The 17955-nt window shown below is 31.2% G+C and carries 19 protein-coding genes; 15 read left to right on the top strand and 4 right to left on the bottom strand.

Annotation, left to right across the window (positions count from 1 at the left end; translation table 11 throughout):
* Positions 1-56: 56 nt before the first annotated feature.
* The 3 genes from KPL50_RS21335 to KPL50_RS21325 all read right to left on the bottom strand — a co-directional run bounded on the left by KPL50_RS21335 (position 57) and on the right by KPL50_RS21325 (position 1715).
* The gene (locus KPL50_RS21335) at positions 57-443 is read right to left on the bottom strand and encodes a thioesterase family protein (RefSeq protein ID WP_216300560.1); all 387 of its coding nucleotides are present in this window, start codon (positions 441-443) and stop codon (positions 57-59) included.
* A gap of 225 nt (positions 444-668) precedes the next feature.
* Entirely contained in the window at positions 669-1043 is a 375-nt protein-coding gene (locus KPL50_RS21330) for an HsmA family protein (protein WP_216300559.1), read from the bottom strand.
* A gap of 135 nt (positions 1044-1178) precedes the next feature.
* Positions 1179-1715 carry a TetR/AcrR family transcriptional regulator gene (locus KPL50_RS21325; RefSeq protein WP_216300558.1) on the bottom strand — a complete coding sequence of 179 codons (537 nt, stop codon included), beginning with the start codon at positions 1713-1715 and terminating at the stop codon, positions 1179-1181.
* 343 nt (positions 1716-2058) lie between these two features.
* On the opposite strand from KPL50_RS21325, the gene KPL50_RS21320 reads away from it, so the two are divergent.
* The 9 genes from KPL50_RS21320 (at position 2059) to KPL50_RS21280 (ending at position 12087) form a co-directional block, all read left to right on the top strand.
* The gene (locus tag KPL50_RS21320) at positions 2059-3102 is read left to right on the top strand and encodes a LacI family DNA-binding transcriptional regulator (RefSeq protein WP_216300557.1); all 1044 of its coding nucleotides are present in this window, start codon (positions 2059-2061) and stop codon (positions 3100-3102) included.
* 19 nt (positions 3103-3121) lie between these two features.
* A complete protein-coding gene (gene deoC / locus KPL50_RS21315) occupies positions 3122-3790 on the top strand; it encodes a deoxyribose-phosphate aldolase (RefSeq protein ID WP_216300556.1) in 669 nt (222 codons plus the stop codon).
* 45 nt (positions 3791-3835) lie between these two features.
* Entirely contained in the window at positions 3836-5161 is a 1326-nt protein-coding gene (locus tag KPL50_RS21310; RefSeq protein ID WP_216300555.1) for a pyrimidine-nucleoside phosphorylase, read from the top strand.
* A gap of 398 nt (positions 5162-5559) precedes the next feature.
* The gene (locus KPL50_RS21305) at positions 5560-6249 is read left to right on the top strand and encodes a response regulator transcription factor (RefSeq protein WP_216300575.1); all 690 of its coding nucleotides are present in this window, start codon (positions 5560-5562) and stop codon (positions 6247-6249) included.
* Positions 6242-7687: a HAMP domain-containing sensor histidine kinase gene (locus KPL50_RS21300; RefSeq protein WP_216300554.1), complete on the top strand. Its 1446-nt coding sequence runs from the start codon at positions 6242-6244 to the stop codon at positions 7685-7687. Before KPL50_RS21305 ends, KPL50_RS21300 begins: the two co-directional genes overlap by 8 nt.
* A 10-nt stretch (positions 7688-7697) precedes the next feature.
* The gene (locus KPL50_RS21295) at positions 7698-9254 is read left to right on the top strand and encodes an FGGY-family carbohydrate kinase (RefSeq protein ID WP_216300553.1); all 1557 of its coding nucleotides are present in this window, start codon (positions 7698-7700) and stop codon (positions 9252-9254) included.
* Positions 9255-9661: 407 nt separating this feature from the next.
* Positions 9662-9943 carry a DUF503 domain-containing protein gene (locus KPL50_RS21290; RefSeq protein WP_164957152.1) on the top strand — a complete coding sequence of 94 codons (282 nt, stop codon included), beginning with the start codon at positions 9662-9664 and terminating at the stop codon, positions 9941-9943.
* 114 nt (positions 9944-10057) lie between these two features.
* Entirely contained in the window at positions 10058-10594 is a 537-nt protein-coding gene (locus KPL50_RS21285; RefSeq protein ID WP_216300552.1) for a hypothetical protein, read from the top strand.
* Between the two features lie 128 nt (positions 10595-10722).
* A complete protein-coding gene (locus KPL50_RS21280; RefSeq protein ID WP_216300551.1) occupies positions 10723-12087 on the top strand; it encodes an MATE family efflux transporter in 1365 nt (454 codons plus the stop codon).
* 75 nt (positions 12088-12162) lie between these two features.
* On the opposite strand, the gene KPL50_RS21275 is transcribed toward KPL50_RS21280, so the two are convergent.
* On the bottom strand, positions 12163-12459 hold the full coding sequence (locus tag KPL50_RS21275) for a zinc ribbon domain-containing protein (RefSeq protein WP_216300550.1): 297 nt from the start codon (positions 12457-12459) through the stop codon (positions 12163-12165).
* A 163-nt stretch (positions 12460-12622) separates the two neighbouring features.
* On the opposite strand from KPL50_RS21275, the gene murI reads away from it, so the two are divergent.
* From murI to KPL50_RS21245, 6 genes are all read left to right on the top strand, one after another.
* A complete protein-coding gene (gene murI / locus KPL50_RS21270; RefSeq protein ID WP_216300549.1) occupies positions 12623-13450 on the top strand; it encodes a glutamate racemase in 828 nt (275 codons plus the stop codon).
* Positions 13451-13606: 156 nt separating this feature from the next.
* On the top strand, positions 13607-14047 hold the full coding sequence (locus tag KPL50_RS21265; RefSeq protein WP_216300548.1) for a hypothetical protein: 441 nt from the start codon (positions 13607-13609) through the stop codon (positions 14045-14047).
* Between the two features lie 144 nt (positions 14048-14191).
* Positions 14192-14707, top strand: a complete 516-nt coding sequence (locus tag KPL50_RS21260; RefSeq protein ID WP_216300547.1) for a peptidylprolyl isomerase — start codon at positions 14192-14194, stop codon at positions 14705-14707.
* Between the two features lie 53 nt (positions 14708-14760).
* Complete coding sequence (locus KPL50_RS21255) at positions 14761-15135, top strand: DUF3783 domain-containing protein (protein WP_216300546.1); 375 nt, start codon at positions 14761-14763, stop codon at positions 15133-15135.
* Positions 15136-15301: 166 nt separating this feature from the next.
* Positions 15302-15967, top strand: coding sequence for a S24 family peptidase (locus KPL50_RS21250; protein WP_216300545.1), 666 nt, complete (start codon positions 15302-15304; stop codon positions 15965-15967).
* Between the two features lie 162 nt (positions 15968-16129).
* Positions 16130-17929 (top strand): heme NO-binding domain-containing protein, encoded by a 1800-nt coding sequence (locus tag KPL50_RS21245; RefSeq protein WP_216300544.1) that lies wholly within the window; start codon positions 16130-16132, stop codon positions 17927-17929.
* The last annotated feature ends 26 nt before the right edge of the window (positions 17930-17955 follow it).

The following is a 17955-nucleotide window of genomic DNA, read 5'->3' as shown; positions in this document are numbered from 1 at the left end:
ATCTGGCTATGAACATGATTTAGATTCTCTAATGATTTGGTTTATTTTGTATCATTTTAATCTTTACTTAAAAAGCTACCTAAGTTAATCACATGCTGCTCATATATTCCAAACCCTATTTTACATTTTTCATTGAAGGCCTCTACAGTATAACGAAGTTTTCTACCTTCAATTGCTATCAATGTTGCGTTTACACTGACTTTCATGTTGACAGGGGTTGGATTTATATGTTCAACATCAATTTTAGTTCCAACAGGTCTATAATTTTCAGGAATATTATCAATTACTATATGTGTAGCTGCATCTTCCATAAATCCAATCATACTAGGTGTAGAAAGCGTAATGACACCTTTATTTCCAATAAAGTCCGCCGTATGTTCAGGCTTCACTATATATTCACTAACTAAGGTTTCGCCAATATTTAAAAGAGTATTAAAATTCATCCAATAACCATCCTTTCTTTCACATTTGGGGTTATGCTACACATAGTGAGTTGCTTATTTGTGCATAACCTATATATAACCTATTGAGGCTTCATATTAAAATTTACAAATCATTATATCATAAAACCTAGCATTAAGAGATAAAGTAAAAAACGTACTGATTTTATCCAGTACGTTTTTTACTTTATATTAAATTATCATCAGTCAATAGAAAAACTTTTATTATTACATGTGAGATGCAGCTCCAGAAATAAAAGGAACCAGCCAAATAATCCAAACTATTATACTGAATTTATGAAATTTTGCTATCATATTTTCATCTTTCTTAATAAGAACCACTGCAGCCCAGATAGCATGAATGAGCATTAGCCCTATAGCAATAACACCAGTAACTCCATGCAAATTAAAGCCTGAGACTACTTCAACTGAACTTTTTGCTATACTATCCATAAGGATTGTGCCAGTTGTATCACATATGAGGCCAAGTAGAAATAAACCCAAATGCCATGGTTTAAGTGTTCCTTGAAGTTTCTCACTCCAAACACCAATTGTATAAAATAAAAGAGCCAAGGTAATAAAAATAATTGCATAAATTAACATATTTACATCCTCCATTTTTTTATAATTTAGAATTTAAAGAATATTATTCTTTAGTTGAACTATACTATATGAACTATGTTCATATAGTTCTAAAAAAATATCTTATATTATTTTATAATATAAGATAAAAATTTGCTAAATTTTCAAATTATCATATAACTCATCAAAACTTATAAAATTATTTTTGTTAATATACATTAAGTTAGAAACAATAAGTTCTGCAAGCTTATAAGAAGAAAGAGTGGAGTGTACATTGCCTTTAGATTTTTCAATATCTAACAATTCACCTATTTTAATGTATAGAATATCATACCTATTAGCTTCTCTGCATCTGTAGTCATTTCCACTAAGAGTAGCCATTTCATAAAAAATTGGTATGTAGCTAGTTACAAACATTCCAATTGATATATATATTTTTCTGATTTTTTCTTTGCAAGGTTCCTCTATAAGTTTGAGTGCATCTACCAGATTAGATACTTTTCTCCAATCTTCCCTAAAGATTTCAGCCACAAGTTCTTCCTTAGTGGAAAAATAGTTATAAAAAGTACCGGTGCCAATAGTGCAGTTTTTTGCAATTTCTCTTATGTTTAAATCCTTAAAGCCTTGAGTTAATAAAATGTTTTTAGCTTCTAATAATATAGTTGCTCTTAAATTTTCAATAATTTTGGGCATATTGTCACCTCTTTTATGAACTATGTTCATCATATCATTTATATTTTAATAGTGCAAGTATATCACAAAATATATTATCATAGTTGATTTATTATTTATTTTTAACCAACTAATTGTAAAATTCATAGAAAAATCCGAAGAAATTCTATTGAAATTCTATTGAAATTTACAGAACCTTGAAGTATACTAGATATGAAAGCGGTAACATATATCAGAAAATTAAGTCTTTAAACAGAATATTTAGGTGAGGATTTAACAGCTATTATAGTTCATTATAAGCTAAGCTTCACAATTAGGTAATCAGAATTTTGTAAGCGTTTTCTAAGATATGAGGAGGATTAAAATGGCAGTGACAATAAATGACATCGCCGTAAAGGTTGGAGTATCCCATGCTACGGTATCAAGAGTTTTAAACAATTCAGGTTATGTAAAAGATGAAACAAGAGAAAAAGTTCTAGCTGTAATAAAAGATCTAAATTATACGCCTAGTGCTATAGCTAGAAGCCTATCCACAAGCAAAACTAATACTATTGGCGTTATAGTTCCGGATATAAACAATCTGTTTTTTGGGGAGATAATTAAAGGTATTACTGAAATTGCTGATGAACATAATTTAAATATGATTCTTTGTGTCACTGATGAGGATAAAGATAAGGAACTAAAGGCTATTAATGTGCTTAAGCAGCAAAGGATCCAAGGGCTCATTATAACTCCAACCTTCTATAAGAATTCCTATAATAGTGAAAACTTAGACGCTCTTAAAAATCTAGGAATTCCAATAATATTAATTGATGGGCATGTTGAATATCTTGATTTTAGTGGGGTTTTTATTGATCATATAAAGGGTGCTTATGATGGAACAGTTGCTTTAATAAAAGCAGGCCATAGAAAAATAGCTATAATAACAGGAGACATGAAGTCTAGACCAGCAAAAGAAAGATTGCTAGGATATGAAAAAGCCTTAGAAGCTAATAATATTCCTATAGACAAAGAATATATCTGTTATGGTGATTATACCCACCAGACTGCTTATGATATTACAAAGAGAATACTTAAAATGGATAATAGGCCAACTGCTATTTTTGTAAGTAGTAATACCACTATTTTAGGATGTATGAAAGCTTTTTATGAAGAAAAGATAAATATACCGCGCGATATGGCTATTATAGGATTTGATAAGATTGATGTATTAAACATAATAGGCATGAATATTAGTTTTATTAATGGTCCATCTATTGAACTTGGTAGAATTGGTATGAAAATGCTATTAGAAAATCTGAATAGCAAAGAGCCAAGGTCAATTAAAAGGCAAACTATTTTACCAGAGCTTCTATTAAAAGGATCAGAAAAATATATAGAAAAAAATGAGAATAAAATAAATTTATAATATAAAGGAGAAGATTAAAATGAAAATACAGCAATATATAGACCATACACTATTAAAACCACAAGCAAGTGAGGAAGATATTATAAAGATTTGTGATGAAGCTAAAAAATATGAATTTGCCTCAGTGTGTGCTAATGCATACTATGCATCATTAGTAAGCAGGGAGTTAAAAGGAAGTAAGGTAAAAACTTGTATCGTTGTTGGATTCCCACTGGGAGCTATGACTAAAGAAGCAAAAGCTTTTGAGGCTAAACAAGCCATTGAAAACGGAGCAGAGGAAATAGATATGGTAGTTAATATTGGCGCTATAAAATCAAATAAATATGATGTAGTAAGAGAAGACATCAAAGCAGTAGTTGAGGCTGCGAGTGGACGTGCAATAGTAAAGGTAATATTAGAAACTTGTCTTTTAACTGACGCGGAAAAAGTTAAGGTTTGCGAGATAGCTAAAGAAGCTAAGGCAAACTTCGTAAAAACTTCAACAGGGTTCTCCACAGGTGGAGCAACAGTTCATGATATAAAGTTAATGAGACAAACTGTAGGTGAAGAAATGGGTGTTAAAGCTTCTGGGGCAGTAAGAACAACTGAAGATGCAAAAGCTGTTATTGAAGCAGGAGCTAGTAGAATAGGAGCTAGTAGTTCTATAGCAATAGTTGAAGGAACTAAGGATTCAAATTCTAATTATTAAATTTGAATGCATGCACAAAAAAATAAATAATTAGGGGTTGAGTATATGAGAATGTATGATTTAATAATGAAAAAAAGAAATGGCAACGAACTTACTACAGAAGAAATTAATTTTTTTGTAGGTGGATATACGCAGGGTTCTATACCAGATTATCAAGTTTCAGCACTACTTATGGCTATATACTTTCAAAAAATGAATAAGAGAGAAACAGCAGATTTAACAATGGCTATGGTTAATAGTGGTGAAATTATCGATTTATCTGCTATTGAAGGGATAAAAGTTGATAAACATAGTACCGGTGGTGTAGGCGATACAACTACACTAATACTTGGACCTATTGTTGCAGCAGCAGGAGTGCCAGTTGCTAAAATGTCAGGAAGAGGGCTTGGACATACTGGTGGAACTATCGATAAGCTAGAATCCTTTGAGGGCTTCTCAACTGATATGTCAATTGAAAAATTTATGCAAAATGTAAATGAAGTTAAAATTGCTATAGGTGGCCAAACTGCTGACTTAGCACCAGCAGACAAAAAGCTATATTCACTTCGTGATGTTACAGCAACTGTTGATAATATGTCTTTAATTGCAGGAAGCATAATGAGTAAAAAAATAGCTTCTGGAGCAGATGCTATAGTACTTGATGTAAAAACAGGTAGCGGTGCATTTATGAAAGATGAAGATGATGCTTTTGAACTTGCAAGAGAAATGGTTGATATCGGAAATAATGTTTCCAGAAATACCATTGGTGTAATAACTGATATGGACCAACCATTAGGATTTGCAATTGGTAATGCACTAGAGGTGAAGGAAGCTATAGATACATTAAAAGGTGAAGGACCTGAAGATCTTACAGAACTTTGTTTAACTTTAGGAGCACATATGCTTGTACTAGGAGGAAAAGCAAAGGATGAGCAGGACGCAAGAAAAATACTTGTGGATATTATAAAATCAGGAAAAGGTCTCCAAAAATTAAGACAACTTGTAGTGGCACAAGGTGGAAATCCAGCTTATGTAGATGACCCATCCATGTTTCCATTACCATCTATTGTAGGACCTATTATATCAAGTTGTGAGGGCTATGTAAAAGCTATAAAGGCTGATGACATAGGAAGAGCGGCCTTAGTTTTAGGTGCTGGTCGTGAAACTAAAGAAAGTGTAATAGAATTATCAGTGGGTATTGTTCTTCATAAAAAAATTGGAGATTTTGTAAAGAAAGGCGAGGCTATCGCAACTATTTATGCCAATGATGTTGAGAAAGAAAAATTATCTACAAAAATGGTATTAGAAGCATATGAAATAGTACAAGAAAAAATAATAGCTAAACCATTAATCAAAGGTATTGTTACAAAAGATGGGATAACAAGATATTAATTAAATGTTCTAGAAAGCTAAAAATAGGGGGTATATACCTTCTATTTTTTTATTTTCTATTCTTTTAGTGCGCTAGCGAGGTTGCACTTTCATTAACGCTTCTCTCGCATTAAAGTCGTTATCTTTCAATCTTTAAGACACTAAGAAAAGTATATATTACGTAAATTTCATTTGAGCAAGCGTTAGTAATTCTAAACTAATTTTAATGAGAGGTGCGTTAAGAAAATCGCATGTTTGAGCGCTAGCGAGTTTGCGATTTTTAGCATCTCTCAGTAAAATTAGTTTAGAATTACTCAGCACAGCGAAATGAAGTTGTAGTAATATATACTTTTCCTTTTATTGTTGAGTTTAAGTACACTTTGGAGGTACAATGTATATAGGAACGGGGGGATTACATGATGAACATTCTAATTGTAGAAGATGAGCAAGACATAAGAGAACTGCTAGAGATTCATTTATCAAAAGAAGGGTATGAGATTTTCACAGCAGAAGATGGAGTTCAGGCTATAGATATATTCCAAAATAATGATATAGACATTGCACTACTTGATGTTATGATCCCAAAAATTGATGGGTTTAAGGTTCTAAGGATAATTAGAGAAACTAGTGAAATTCCAGTAATTTTTATAACTGCAAGAGAAGAAGAGTCAGATAAAATCCTTGGTCTTGGATTAGGTGCAGATGATTATGTTCTAAAACCTTTTAGTCCTATTGAAATAATTGCACGAGTTAAGGCTCAGCTACGACGATATTATAAATATTCTAATAAAACTCATAAAGCTGGAACAATAATTGGAGAATTAATGCTTGATAAGGAAAGTTGTAGTATTTATAAAAATAATGTAGAACTAGCTTTAAATCCAAAGGAATACAGACTACTTGAGCTTATTTTGGAGAATCCGGGAAAGGTATACACTAAAAAACAGCTATATGAAATAGTTTGGGAAAATCCATACTATGGTGATTCTAATACTATTATGGTACATATAAGTCATATTAGAGAAAAGATTGAAGCTGATCCTAAGAACCCCAAATATTTAAAAACCATAAGAGGCATAGGATATAAAATGGAGAAGAACCATGATTAATAAAAATAAACTAAGGAAAATGGGCACATACTTTAAAAGTAAAAAAATGGAGACGCAATTATTTATAAATTACATTTTCTTTTTAATTATTTTAATTGGGATTTTCATTTTAACCATGGGAGCTTTACTATTCTATTTTTCTATTAACTACATTGATTCAACAACAGATAATAGTACAGCTTTATATATTATAAAACAAAATTATAAAGATGTTAACGTAACTAACTTTATAAAGCATAAGGGATATGTGGAGGTGCTTGATAAAAACCTAGTTATTGTTATGGAAAATGGAAGTAAACATAAAATAGGATTTAAATACCCACTGAAATATTATAATGATATGATTACTAATAATTTAAAGGATGGATATTTTTATACTAGTAAATATGGTGAAGATAAAGGCTTTATTTTAATTACGGCTATGCCTAACAGTATTTTTGATGCATATACTTGGGGACTGGAACATAAACAGCAAATAGAAGAAGCCAGTAACCCACGGAATAAAAGAATTACATTTTTAAGGATATTTCCCTTTATAATATTTATATTTATAATTTCTACAATGATACTTTATTCTAAACTTACATCAAGGATTTTTGTTAAACCCTTAAAAAAACTATTACAAGGAGTCAATACTATAAAAAATGGAGAATATTCAGCCAGAGTTGAAATTAATTCTTTAAATGAAATAGGCCAACTAAAGGATGCTTTTAATTCCATGGCAGAAAAAATACAGCAAGAAAAATCATTAAAGAAAAAGGCGGAAAATAACAGAAAGAGAATGATTCTTGATATATCTCATGATTTAAAAAATCCATTGACAAGTATATTAGGGTATTCAGAATTTTTATTAGAAAATGATGATATTTTACCAGAAGATAAAAATAAGTTGTTAAAAGTTATCAATAATAATAGTAGACGTGCAAATGACCTAATTCAAGATCTTTTTGAATTTTCTCGTGTTGAAAGTACGGAATACAAATTAGATATAGGTAAACATGATATAGGTGAGTTTTTAAGAGAACTTATTGCAGGATATGTTCCAATGATGGATCAAATGGGGGTTAAATACCAATTTGATATTACCGAAGATGAAGTGGAGATTTTATTTGATAGAAAAAACTTAGATAGGGCTTTAAGTAATATTATACTAAATAGTATCAAATACAATAGCCCTGGGATTACTATCGGCATCAAGCTTTTAATAACGTATGGAAAGGCTGTAATTATAATTGAAGACGATGGGGTAGGAATACCTGATGAATTTGAAGGAGATATTTTTGAGCCTTTTATTAGGGTAGATGCTACACGAAACTCCAAAAATGGTGGTACAGGGCTTGGACTCTCGATATCAAAGTCTATAATAGAGAAACATGGAGGAACTATACATTTAGTACATGATATAGATAGAGGTTGCAAATTTATAATCAATTTATAGGGGGAATGAAATGAGTGATAAATATGTGCTTACCATAGATTGCGGAACACAAAGTATAAGGGCACTTATATTTGATAAAAATGGCACATTGATTGGCAAGAAGAAAAGAGAATTTGAACCTTATTTCTCGACGTGCCCTGGCTTTGCAGAACAGAATCCAGAGGTATATTGGGAAAATTTATGTATAGTATGTAAAGAAATTAAGGGTGAATGTCAAGATATTTGGGAGAAGGTAGAAGCTGTAGTGGTAACAACCATGAGGGATACATGCATTAATCTTGATAAAGAGCACAATGTATTAAGACCAGCTATTCTTTGGCTTGACCAAAGAACGGCAGATGTGGTTGAGGAGTTTTCAAATGTTGAAAATTTAGCTTTTAGTACTATTGGTATGAAGCAAGCCATTAACATCTCACAAAAAAAAGGAAAGGCTTATTGGATAAAACAACATGAACCAAAAATCTGGGAAAAAACAGATAAATATATCCTTATTTCAGCATATTTTCATTTTAAGCTTACTGGAAATATTGTAGATTCAATAGCGAATCAAATAGCACATATACCCTTTGATTATAAAAATAAGTGTTGGCCCAAAAGTAATATGAGCTATAGGTGGACACTTTTTGGAATAGAAAGAGAAAAATTACCACTACTTGTAAGTCCAGGTGAAACAATAGGGCAAATAACCAAGGAAGCATCGGAGCTTACGGGTATAAGGCAAGGAACTACGTTAATAGCTGGGGCTTCAGATAAGGGTTGTGAGACTTTAGGAAATGGATGTTTAGACACTGAATCTGCAAGTATAAGTTTTGGGACTACAGCCACAGTACAAACTACATCAAAGAAATATTTTGAACCTATAAAATTTATGCCTGCTTACCCTTCTGCTATGCAGGGACATTATAATCCAGAGGTAGAAATATTCAGAGGATATTGGATGATCAGTTGGTTTAAGAAAGAATTTTCTCTGAGAGAGATGCAAGAAGCCCTGGGCAAGGGAATATCACCAGAAGCTCTTTTAAATGAGAGATTAGATGAAATACCACCAGGCTCTAATGGACTTATGCTCCAGCCTTATTGGGGTCCAGGACTAAAGATGCCAGATGCAAAAGGCGCAATAATTGGTTTTGGGGATGTACATACTAGAGCACATATTTACAGAGCAATTATAGAAGGAATTAATTATGCACTGCTTGAGGGGATTGAAAAAATAGAGAAAAAAACAGGCAAAAAAATAGTGGAAATTGCGGTTTGTGGAGGCGGTTCACAAAGTGATGCTATTTGCCAAATAACTGCGGACATGCTAAATAGAAAAATATATAAAGGACAAACCTATGAAATCTCAGGACTTGGAGCTTCAATCATAGGCTACGTGGCCTTGGGAGTATATAGCTCTTATGAAGATGCTATAAAGCATATGTTTAAAAGAACAAAGGAGTTTACTCCGAGTGTTAGTAATGCTGAGATTTACTCAAAGTTGTATAAGAAGGTATATCTAAAAATTTATCCTAGTCTTAAGAATTTGTATAAGGATATTAAAGAGATAACAGGATATCCAAAATATTAAATTTAATCTAGATATAGATGACACAACAGTATGAAATTTCTCTCCCGTGCCTTGCAAAAGAACTCCAAACTAAAAATTCCATTTAGAAATTCTAATCTTTTGCGAATATAAAATTCTCTAGCGCTCACACTCAACCTCCTGGCTCGGGTTCGCTAGCTTGCACTTCCTGTGCAAGCTTACGAGAATTTTATATTCGCAAAAGAAGAATTTCTAAATTGAATTTAAACAGTTTTGTCGTTTCTTTTGCAAGTCACTGGGACGAAAATTCATACCTATTATATATATTATTTGCCATATTCCTACATGTTTTCACCATCATGCTTACGATTCATATTTCGATGTTTTTGGGGTATAATTGAGTATAGAGGGTAAAATTAGTGGTACAATGAATAGAGAGGAACATGATTATGATAATAGGTACAGGTAAAATATATTTATATGCAAATTGGGTTCATTCCTTGAAAGAAAAAAGAATGATACTAAGGAGTACCATAGCCAAGGTGAAGAACAAGTTTAATGTTTCTATAGCTGAGGTTGAAAATCAAGATTTACATCAATCTATTGTAATTGGGATTGCCTGTGTTAGTAATGATTCGAGACATGCGAATAGTATTATACAAAATGTATTGGACTTTATAGAGGATAATACAGAGGCTATTGTGGAAAAAGTGGAGATGGAAATCTTATAAACTTTATCTTAACCAAAGGGTTTTAGGCTTATGTGTAGAAATATTATATGTGAGTAGTTTTAACAAAGTAAATAAGCTACTTAATAAACAGTTGATATTGAAGGGAGAAATAAAATGTTACAAAGGATCAAAGTGAATTTAGAAGCGGTAGAGGCTATGCTTTATTTTTGGCAGGCTGCAAGTGAGAAAGAAAGTGTAGTAGAAAAATTTTTCTATGATGTGGCTGATATGCCAGGGTTAACCTGTGCTTATGATGAGGAATTTAATGGAGAGTCAGTAAGAAGAGCCTTAAGTGCAATTAAAAATAGGGAACCTTTTGTTGGAAATAAGAAGGAAAGAAAGTTTTGGAATAATAATATGTGGATGATGGAAGATTTTGAATATACAAACGCCATGGTTCAACCTATAAAAAGACTTAACCTAGATAATCTAGTAGGGAAACTTGCACAGCTTGAAGGTGCTAATAAATATGATGAATTAGAGGTTATATTCTCACCCCTACATTCCGATGAGTACATAATTACAGAAAATAAATTAGTGATTAATTTCTTTAGAATAAAGCCTGATTTTGTAGAGAATAAAACATATATTGGAGAGATTGGACTTAATGAGTATATAGAAGAAAAGCTAAAGGAATTAATAAACAAATAAGATATAAGATAACCATTGTAAAAAGCCTATATTATGTCTAATGTATTTGTAATAACATAGGCTTTTTTTGTATTAATGATGGTTTTTGTGATAAAATTATAAAGTGAAATGTATGAGGAGGAGATTAGTTGGATAAATCAAAGCAATTAGGAGAAGAGAATATAGGTAAGTTACTTATGAAGTTCTCTATTCCAGCTATTGTAGGAATGTTAGTTAATGCACTATATAACGTTGTAGATAGAATATTTATAGGCCGAGGGGTGGGGAAGCTTGCCTTAACAGGAGTTACAGTTACATTTCCTATTGCTAATATAATTCTAGCCTTTGGAATGCTAGTAGGAATTGGAACCGCAGCACTTATATCTATAAAGCTTGGGCAACAAAAAAAAGAAGAGGCAGAACATATTTTAGGGAATGCCCTTACCCTCATTATTATAACTTCGGTTTTAGTAACAGTTATAGGACTTATATTTTTAGAACCCATGTTAATAAAATTTGGGGCTAGTAGTGAGACCTTACCTTATGCCAAGGAATATATGACAATAATACTTATCGGTGTAATTTTTCAAAACATAGGTTTTGGACTTAATAATACTATACGATCTGAAGGGAATCCCAGAGTGGCTATGCTTACCATGTTAATTGGCGGAATATTAAATACTATTTTAGACCCACTTTTCATTTTTGTTTTTCATATGGGAACTAAAGGAGCAGCTATTGCAACTGTTATTTCCCAGGCTGTAAATACTATATGGGTACTATACTATTTCTTTGGAGGAAAGAGCGTATTAAAAATACGTTACAAAAATTTAAGGCTAGATGCTAAGGTTGTAATGGGTATTTTTGCTATAGGTATGTCTCCATTTTCCATGCAAATAGCAGCAAGTATAGTAACTGTTATTTCTAATATAAGTTTAGTTAAATATGGTGGAGATCTAGCATTAGGATCTATGGGAATTATTATGAGTATCGCGATGATGGTGCTAATGCCTATTTTTGGGATAAACCAAGGTTGTCAGCCAATCATTGGATATAATTATGGAGCTAAAAAATATAATCGTGTAAAGCAAGCTTTAAAACTCGCCATACTCGGAGCTACAGTCATTACGACAACTGGATTTATAATTATACAGTTATTTTCTAGACAACTTATAAGTATTTTCAATAAGGATCCAGAACTAATAGGCATAGGTGCTCATGGCATTAAAATATACCTATTTATGATTCCTGTAATAGGTTTCCAAATAGTCAGTTCCAACTATTTTCAAGCTATAGGGAAAGCTAAAATATCCATATTTTTAGGCTTAAGCAGACAAGTTATAATTCTTATACCATTATTATTTATTTTACCAAGATTTTTAGGCTTAAAAGGTGTATGGATGTCAGGTCCTATCTCAGATGCAATAGCTTCAATCTTAACAGCCATATTCCTATTTGTAGAAATTAAACATCTAAATAAATTACATAGTGAAGAGAATGATGAATTTATATAAAATATGTTCAAAAAATAATATAAAAAATAGTAATATTTACCACTATTTTTTATATTATATAAAATTATAGTGTTTTTAGTTTTTGTTATCAATTTTATGGAGTTCTTTTTCAAGAGCTTTAATGCGAGTTTCTATTTTCTTTAATGTATTACAATAATCTAATATGGAGCCATCAATGTGTTTATTAGCTTTGAAGATTGTGTACAATTCCTTTCCCATTTCTTTGTATAGATCTTCCATACTATTTTCTTCGGAATGAATTTTGTATTTAAGCTTAGATATTTCGATAAAACTTTCAGACTTGTTTGAGATAACTCCAAAACCATTGCTTATTGAATCTTTTATTTTGTTGAAATTAGGTGTTGAAGGCATAATATTTCCTCCTTTATGTTATTATTAAATTAAATGGATAGACTTAATAATATATTATTTAATGCAATGTGCATGTGTGACTAAAAAAAGTGGGTATGGTAATAGATAGCTTTAATATTATAAATTACATGTAGAATTATAATCTTAATATGGCGGTGGTAATGTGAATAATAAAGAAAGACCAATAGGATTTTTTGACTCAGGAGTTGGCGGCATAAGCGTATTAAAGGAATCTTTGAAAATACTGCCCAATGAAGATTTTGTGTATTTTGGAGATTCAATAAATGCGCCTTATGGAACTAAAGATGTAGATGAAGTTAAAAAATTGACTTTTAATGCAGTGGATTTTCTTTTGGACAAAGGGGTAAAAGTAGTAGTAATTGCTTGTAATACTGCCACCAGTGCAGCTATAGACGATCTTAGGGAGCAATATAAGGGCATACCTATAATTGGTATAGAGCCAGCACTAAAGCCTGCTGTAGAAATAAGTAGAGGAAAAAGTATAATTATTATGGCGACTCCTATGACCCTGGCAGAAAAGAAGTTTAGTAATCTAATGGAGCAATATAAAAAAGAAGTAAATATGATATCTCTTCCCTGTGCGGGCCTTGTTGAACTCATAGAAAATGGAATTGTAGAGGGAGATCAAATTCAAAGCTATTTAACAGATAAGTTAAAGGAGTTTAAGCATCTAGATGTTGCATCTATAGTACTAGGATGCACTCATTATCCATTTATAAAGGATGAACTAGTTAAAGTTGTTGGAGAAAAAACAGTTATAATTGATGGAAGTGTAGGTACGGTAAATCAACTGAAAAGACAGCTTACTCTCAATAACATCTTAAATGAAAAGAAAACAAAGGGTATTGTAACGATATATAGTTCTGCTACTTGTAGCAGTTCTTCTACAAATGGTAGTTCTCCTACAAGTAGTAGTTCTTCAATAAGTAGTAACATGATAGAGTTAAGTTACAAATTATTAAAATCGTAAATATATAAATTAATTATAGCAACATCACCACTAGGCGAATACACTAAATTAGGCACATAAAAATAAATAACAAGTCAATCTATATTAGCATACCGACTTGTTATTTGTTTATTTTTGCCTTATATAAAAAAACAACAGAAATAAGGTGATGAAGTAATGAAAGTATTCAAATTAGAAAAAAACAATGAACATCACATAGGGCATGATATATTTAACATGAAGATTGAAGAAAGAAAGAAAATCAATTGTATAATAATCAATAATCCAGTGCAAAGTAATTGTTTATGTGTTATAAACCATCTAGTATGTAAATCTGAAGAAAATAAAAACATTGCACATTTAATCATTGCAAGTGAGGATAAACAGTTAGAAGATATAACTAAATTTGGAAGTTTAAATGTTGGCTATGAATATGATAAATCAGAAACTTACGGGAACTTAGAATTAGATACAGTTAATATTGATAAAAATCGAGAGATAGACATGCTAGAGGAACATTTTTTAATAATACTTCCCGGAGGAAATATTCACATAAAACTCGAGGAACCTCAAGAAAAAATGAGTTTGCAAATAAGCCTGGGTCAGCAAGTTATTTAGTCAATCATTAGTTAAGGCATCTAAAAAAAATGACTAGGTGGTCTACTAGTTATTTTTTTAGATGCTTAATATATAAAAAATAGTAAATAATATAAACTGTGATATAATTTATAATGAATACATAACAAAAGGAGAGATAAATATATGAATCCAATAGTAACAATTAATATGGAAAATGGTAATATTATAAAGGCAGAATTGTACCCAGAGGTTGCACCAAACACAGTAAATAATTTTATTAGTCTTATTAACAAGGGATTTTACAATGGAATTAGTTTTCATAGAGTAATTCCAGGATTTATGATTCAAGGTGGATGCCCTGAAGGAACAGGAGTTGGTGGACCCGGATATTCAATAAAAGGCGAGTTTTCTTCTAATAAATTCAAAAATGATTTAAAACATTCAACTGGTGTTTTATCAATGGCTAGATCTAATGATTCAGATTCAGCAGGAAGCCAGTTTTTTCTTATGGTAGCTAATTCTCCTCATTTAGATGGGAGTTATGCAGGTTTTGGTAAAGTGATTGAGGGTATGGAACATGCTTTAGAAATAGCTAAGGTCGAAAGAGATTTTAGAGATAAACCAAAGCAAGATCAAAAGATCAAAAGTATGAGCGTTGAAACATTTGACGTTGAGTACAGTGAACCACAAAAAATGTAATATAGGTCTCTAATTCTAAAAAAACATTAAATTGTATACAGGGGGAAGATAGTGTGGAGCTTATTAATGAAAGACTTATCCTTGCATATGGACTAACTGACATGGAAAAAGAAAAACTTAATAGTGTACTATCAAAACAAGGTATATTACCTTGTAAAGTAATTGAGAAAAACATGGGCGAACTAACAATTAAAGAAATATTATGTAACATAGAAGCTAAGGAAAGTAATATTGAATTACCCCATGAAAAATTACTTTTATTTAACAATTATCAAGATAAGCAGCTATATGATCTAATAGATAGCATAAAAGAAGTTAAAAATCCTCAGACTATACTAGCCGCTATAACACCAACATCTATAAAATGGACCCTTAGGTATCTTTTGCAGCATTTGATGGAAGAAAGAGAAGCTTACAGGGAAAGGTAATAAGACACATGAAAATATAAATCTTCTGCTATATGTAGAAGATTTATATTTTGTGCTAAAATGTAATAAAGACTTTTATATGGGCTTAAAATGGTGTCTACTTCCAGGCAACCTAAATATTTAAGAATGTTTTAAAAAAATTATTCAATTTGAAAGGTGGAGAATTATGAGCAGGGTAGGAGATAAGATTAAACAAGTAAGAGAATCAAAAGCAATAAGTCAAAAACAATTAGGTAAGAAGATCGGAGTTTCTGAAAGTTTTATTAATGAAGTAGAACTGGGAAGAAAAGTAATAAATGAAAAATTTTTAGAAAAGATATCTAAAATTTTAGGGGAAGAAATCGAAGATACTTCTGTATCCTTCCAAGCTGACGCGTATGTAGAGGAAAGAAAACCTAAATATGAAAGGCCTAACACAGAAAAAGTACAAGAGGTTTGGAATGATGCCTTTGGTTCGGTTTTAAAAGATGTTGCTATTTATAAATATGATTTAGCAAAAGCTATAGGTACAAGACAAATGCCGATAATATCAAACAAAGTAGAAGGCTATGCTCAAGATAAAGTATTGTTTTTAGAAATAGAAAATGACGATATGAGCGGGTTTAGAATTTGTAGTGGGGATATTGCTTTTGCTCATTTGACACATGAAATAGAAAACAACTCTATTTCACTAGTTGATTATAATGGAGAAAGAGTATTAAGACAAATAAAAAAACTAGATGGTAATAAAATATTGTTAGTAAGCAATAGAAGTTCTATAAGAACTGACACGGTTAAACATACAGACATTAAAGTAATCGCAAGACTAGATAGAGTAGAGTTTAAGGTATAGTTAACGGTATTCATGAAAAAATAAAATATAAATTCATAAATAAATGATAAATGTTATTAACAAGTTATTACCATTAGGTTATAATATATATTAAAGAAAAGAATTTAGTGGCATATTAAAGAGAAAAAAAATAAACAATAGATAAATAGGGGGATTAGTTTTATGAAAGGAACAGTAGTAGCTACTTGGATGAAAACTTGTAGAAAACTTTACGGTGAGGGTGTAGTTGATAGTGCTATGGAATCTGTGGGGTGGAATTCTAATAAAATATTTTCACCAGTGGAGAATGTAGATGATGGACAAGTTAAAAATGTAATAGGTAATATATCAAAAAAACAAAATATACCCATTGATAAATTGTGGGGAATCATAGGAAAAGATAATCTAATAGCTTTTCATAGAGACTTTCCTGCGTTTTTTGATACTGAAAATGTATATTCATTCTTAAAATCGCTATTTGATATACACGTGGTAATGACTAAAAAATTTGCTGGAGCTAAACCACCACTAGTAGGTATAACACCTATTTCAAGTCGCCAGGCTATCTTTACTTATAACTCTAAAAGAGGAATGTTTGATTATTTTCTAGGGCTTTTAGATGGAACTTGTGAGTACTTTAATGAGAAAATTGAAATTGAACAATTAGAAAAAACATCAGATAGTTTAAGTTTAAAACTTACCTTTGAAAAGGATATTTATTATAAGAAAACATATAAAATTAATAAAATCTTATCTTTAGGTTTTATTAAGAATGTACCTGGAAAGGTAGGGACATTTACTTTTATTATATCCTTACTGCTAGCTATGCCAATAGTGGGAATAGATAATATGGTAAAGGTATTAGCACTTGCTGTAATTTCTGGAGCTACGTCAAGCCTTGCCTCGTTTATAATGGGAAGACCTGCAAAGCTAATTTCACAGACTATAGATCAAATTAATAGTAATAACTACGTTGAAGATGGAGATATAGTCACTGGAGATGAATACGAAGAGCTATACAGAAAACTTAAAGAATATAAGAAAGGATTTAGAACAGATTTTGTTGAGTTTAAAGGTGTAACTGATGAGATGGATACTTTCGCTGAAAATATAAATAAAATTTCTACTAGTATGAATAGTACATCTGAAGATATATCTGGAGTGGTTGATCAAATGGCTAACTCTTCCGTAAGTCAAGCAGAGAACACTGAAAATGCTGTTTTAATTTTAAATGACAATATTAGATCACTGAAGGACATTGTTAAAAATGAAAATGATAACAAAGATGAATTAGAAAAAGCTATTGTAAAGATCAATAATAGCTATGAAAGTGTTGATAGTACAAGTAAAAATATACTTGGAACACTAGAAAAATTTCAAGAGGTCAAGGATAATGGTATTAGACTAGAAACCAAGGCTCACGACATAACAAATATAGTTTCAATTGTTTCTCAAATAGCTGAGCAAACAAATCTACTTGCTTTAAATGCATCTATAGAGGCTGCTCGTGCAGGTGAACAAGGAAGAGGTTTTGCTGTAGTTGCAGATGAGGTTAGAAAGCTAGCGGAACAGTCTAAGAGTGCTGTAGAAGAAATTAATAGTAATTTAATAGAATTTGTTAAGGATATAAATATACTTGTTGATAAAATTGGTGACCAGTATGATATTCTGCAAAACGAAACTAAGGGGCTAGAAGAAGTAAGAGATATAAGTTATGAGGCTACAATGTCCGTTAGAACAGTATCAACAGCAATGATAAATACTATAAATGATTTAGACAAAGAAGCAAAATCTATTGCAAATATATATGAAACAATAGAGTCTCTAGCTGCAATTGCGGAAGAAAATTCTGCATCATCAGAAGAGGTAAGTGCAAGTGTTGGAAGTTATACTAATGAAATAAAGAAGCTTACTTTCAGTATATATGAATTCAAAAAGATAACAAGCTCCTTTAAGGATGAATTGAAAAAATATAAGATATAGATTTTATTAAGGCGGTTAGGAGGGAC

Origin of the sequence: Clostridium sp. CF012 (assembly GCF_018861755.1) — a bacterium.
In the GTDB taxonomy this organism is placed as follows: domain Bacteria; phylum Bacillota; class Clostridia; order Clostridiales; family Clostridiaceae; genus Clostridium_AD.
Note: the sequence above shows the minus strand (reverse complement) of the source record. Positions and strands in the feature narration are given on the sequence as shown.

Excerpts from the sequence above, each read along its gene's own strand:
- KPL50_RS21335 (WP_216300560.1), bottom strand. The coding sequence starts at position 443 with ATGAATTTTAATACTCTTTTAAATATTGGCGAAACCTTAGTTAGTGAA.
- KPL50_RS21330 (WP_216300559.1), bottom strand. The coding sequence starts at position 1,043 with ATGTTAATTTATGCAATTATTTTTATTACCTTGGCTCTTTTATTTTAT.
- KPL50_RS21325 (WP_216300558.1), bottom strand. The coding sequence starts at position 1,715 with ATGCCCAAAATTATTGAAAATTTAAGAGCAACTATATTATTAGAAGCT.
- KPL50_RS21320 (WP_216300557.1), top strand. The coding sequence starts at position 2,059 with ATGGCAGTGACAATAAATGACATCGCCGTAAAGGTTGGAGTATCCCAT.
- deoC (WP_216300556.1), top strand. The coding sequence starts at position 3,122 with ATGAAAATACAGCAATATATAGACCATACACTATTAAAACCACAAGCA.
- KPL50_RS21310 (WP_216300555.1), top strand. The coding sequence starts at position 3,836 with ATGAGAATGTATGATTTAATAATGAAAAAAAGAAATGGCAACGAACTT.
- KPL50_RS21305 (WP_216300575.1), top strand. The coding sequence starts at position 5,560 with ATGAACATTCTAATTGTAGAAGATGAGCAAGACATAAGAGAACTGCTA.
- KPL50_RS21300 (WP_216300554.1), top strand. The coding sequence starts at position 6,242 with ATGATTAATAAAAATAAACTAAGGAAAATGGGCACATACTTTAAAAGT.
- KPL50_RS21295 (WP_216300553.1), top strand. The coding sequence starts at position 7,698 with ATGAGTGATAAATATGTGCTTACCATAGATTGCGGAACACAAAGTATA.
- KPL50_RS21290 (WP_164957152.1), top strand. The coding sequence starts at position 9,662 with ATGATAATAGGTACAGGTAAAATATATTTATATGCAAATTGGGTTCAT.
- KPL50_RS21285 (WP_216300552.1), top strand. The coding sequence starts at position 10,058 with ATGTTACAAAGGATCAAAGTGAATTTAGAAGCGGTAGAGGCTATGCTT.
- KPL50_RS21275 (WP_216300550.1), bottom strand. The coding sequence starts at position 12,459 with ATGCCTTCAACACCTAATTTCAACAAAATAAAAGATTCAATAAGCAAT.
- KPL50_RS21265 (WP_216300548.1), top strand. The coding sequence starts at position 13,607 with ATGAAAGTATTCAAATTAGAAAAAAACAATGAACATCACATAGGGCAT.
- KPL50_RS21260 (WP_216300547.1), top strand. The coding sequence starts at position 14,192 with ATGAATCCAATAGTAACAATTAATATGGAAAATGGTAATATTATAAAG.
- KPL50_RS21250 (WP_216300545.1), top strand. The coding sequence starts at position 15,302 with ATGAGCAGGGTAGGAGATAAGATTAAACAAGTAAGAGAATCAAAAGCA.
- KPL50_RS21245 (WP_216300544.1), top strand. The coding sequence starts at position 16,130 with ATGAAAGGAACAGTAGTAGCTACTTGGATGAAAACTTGTAGAAAACTT.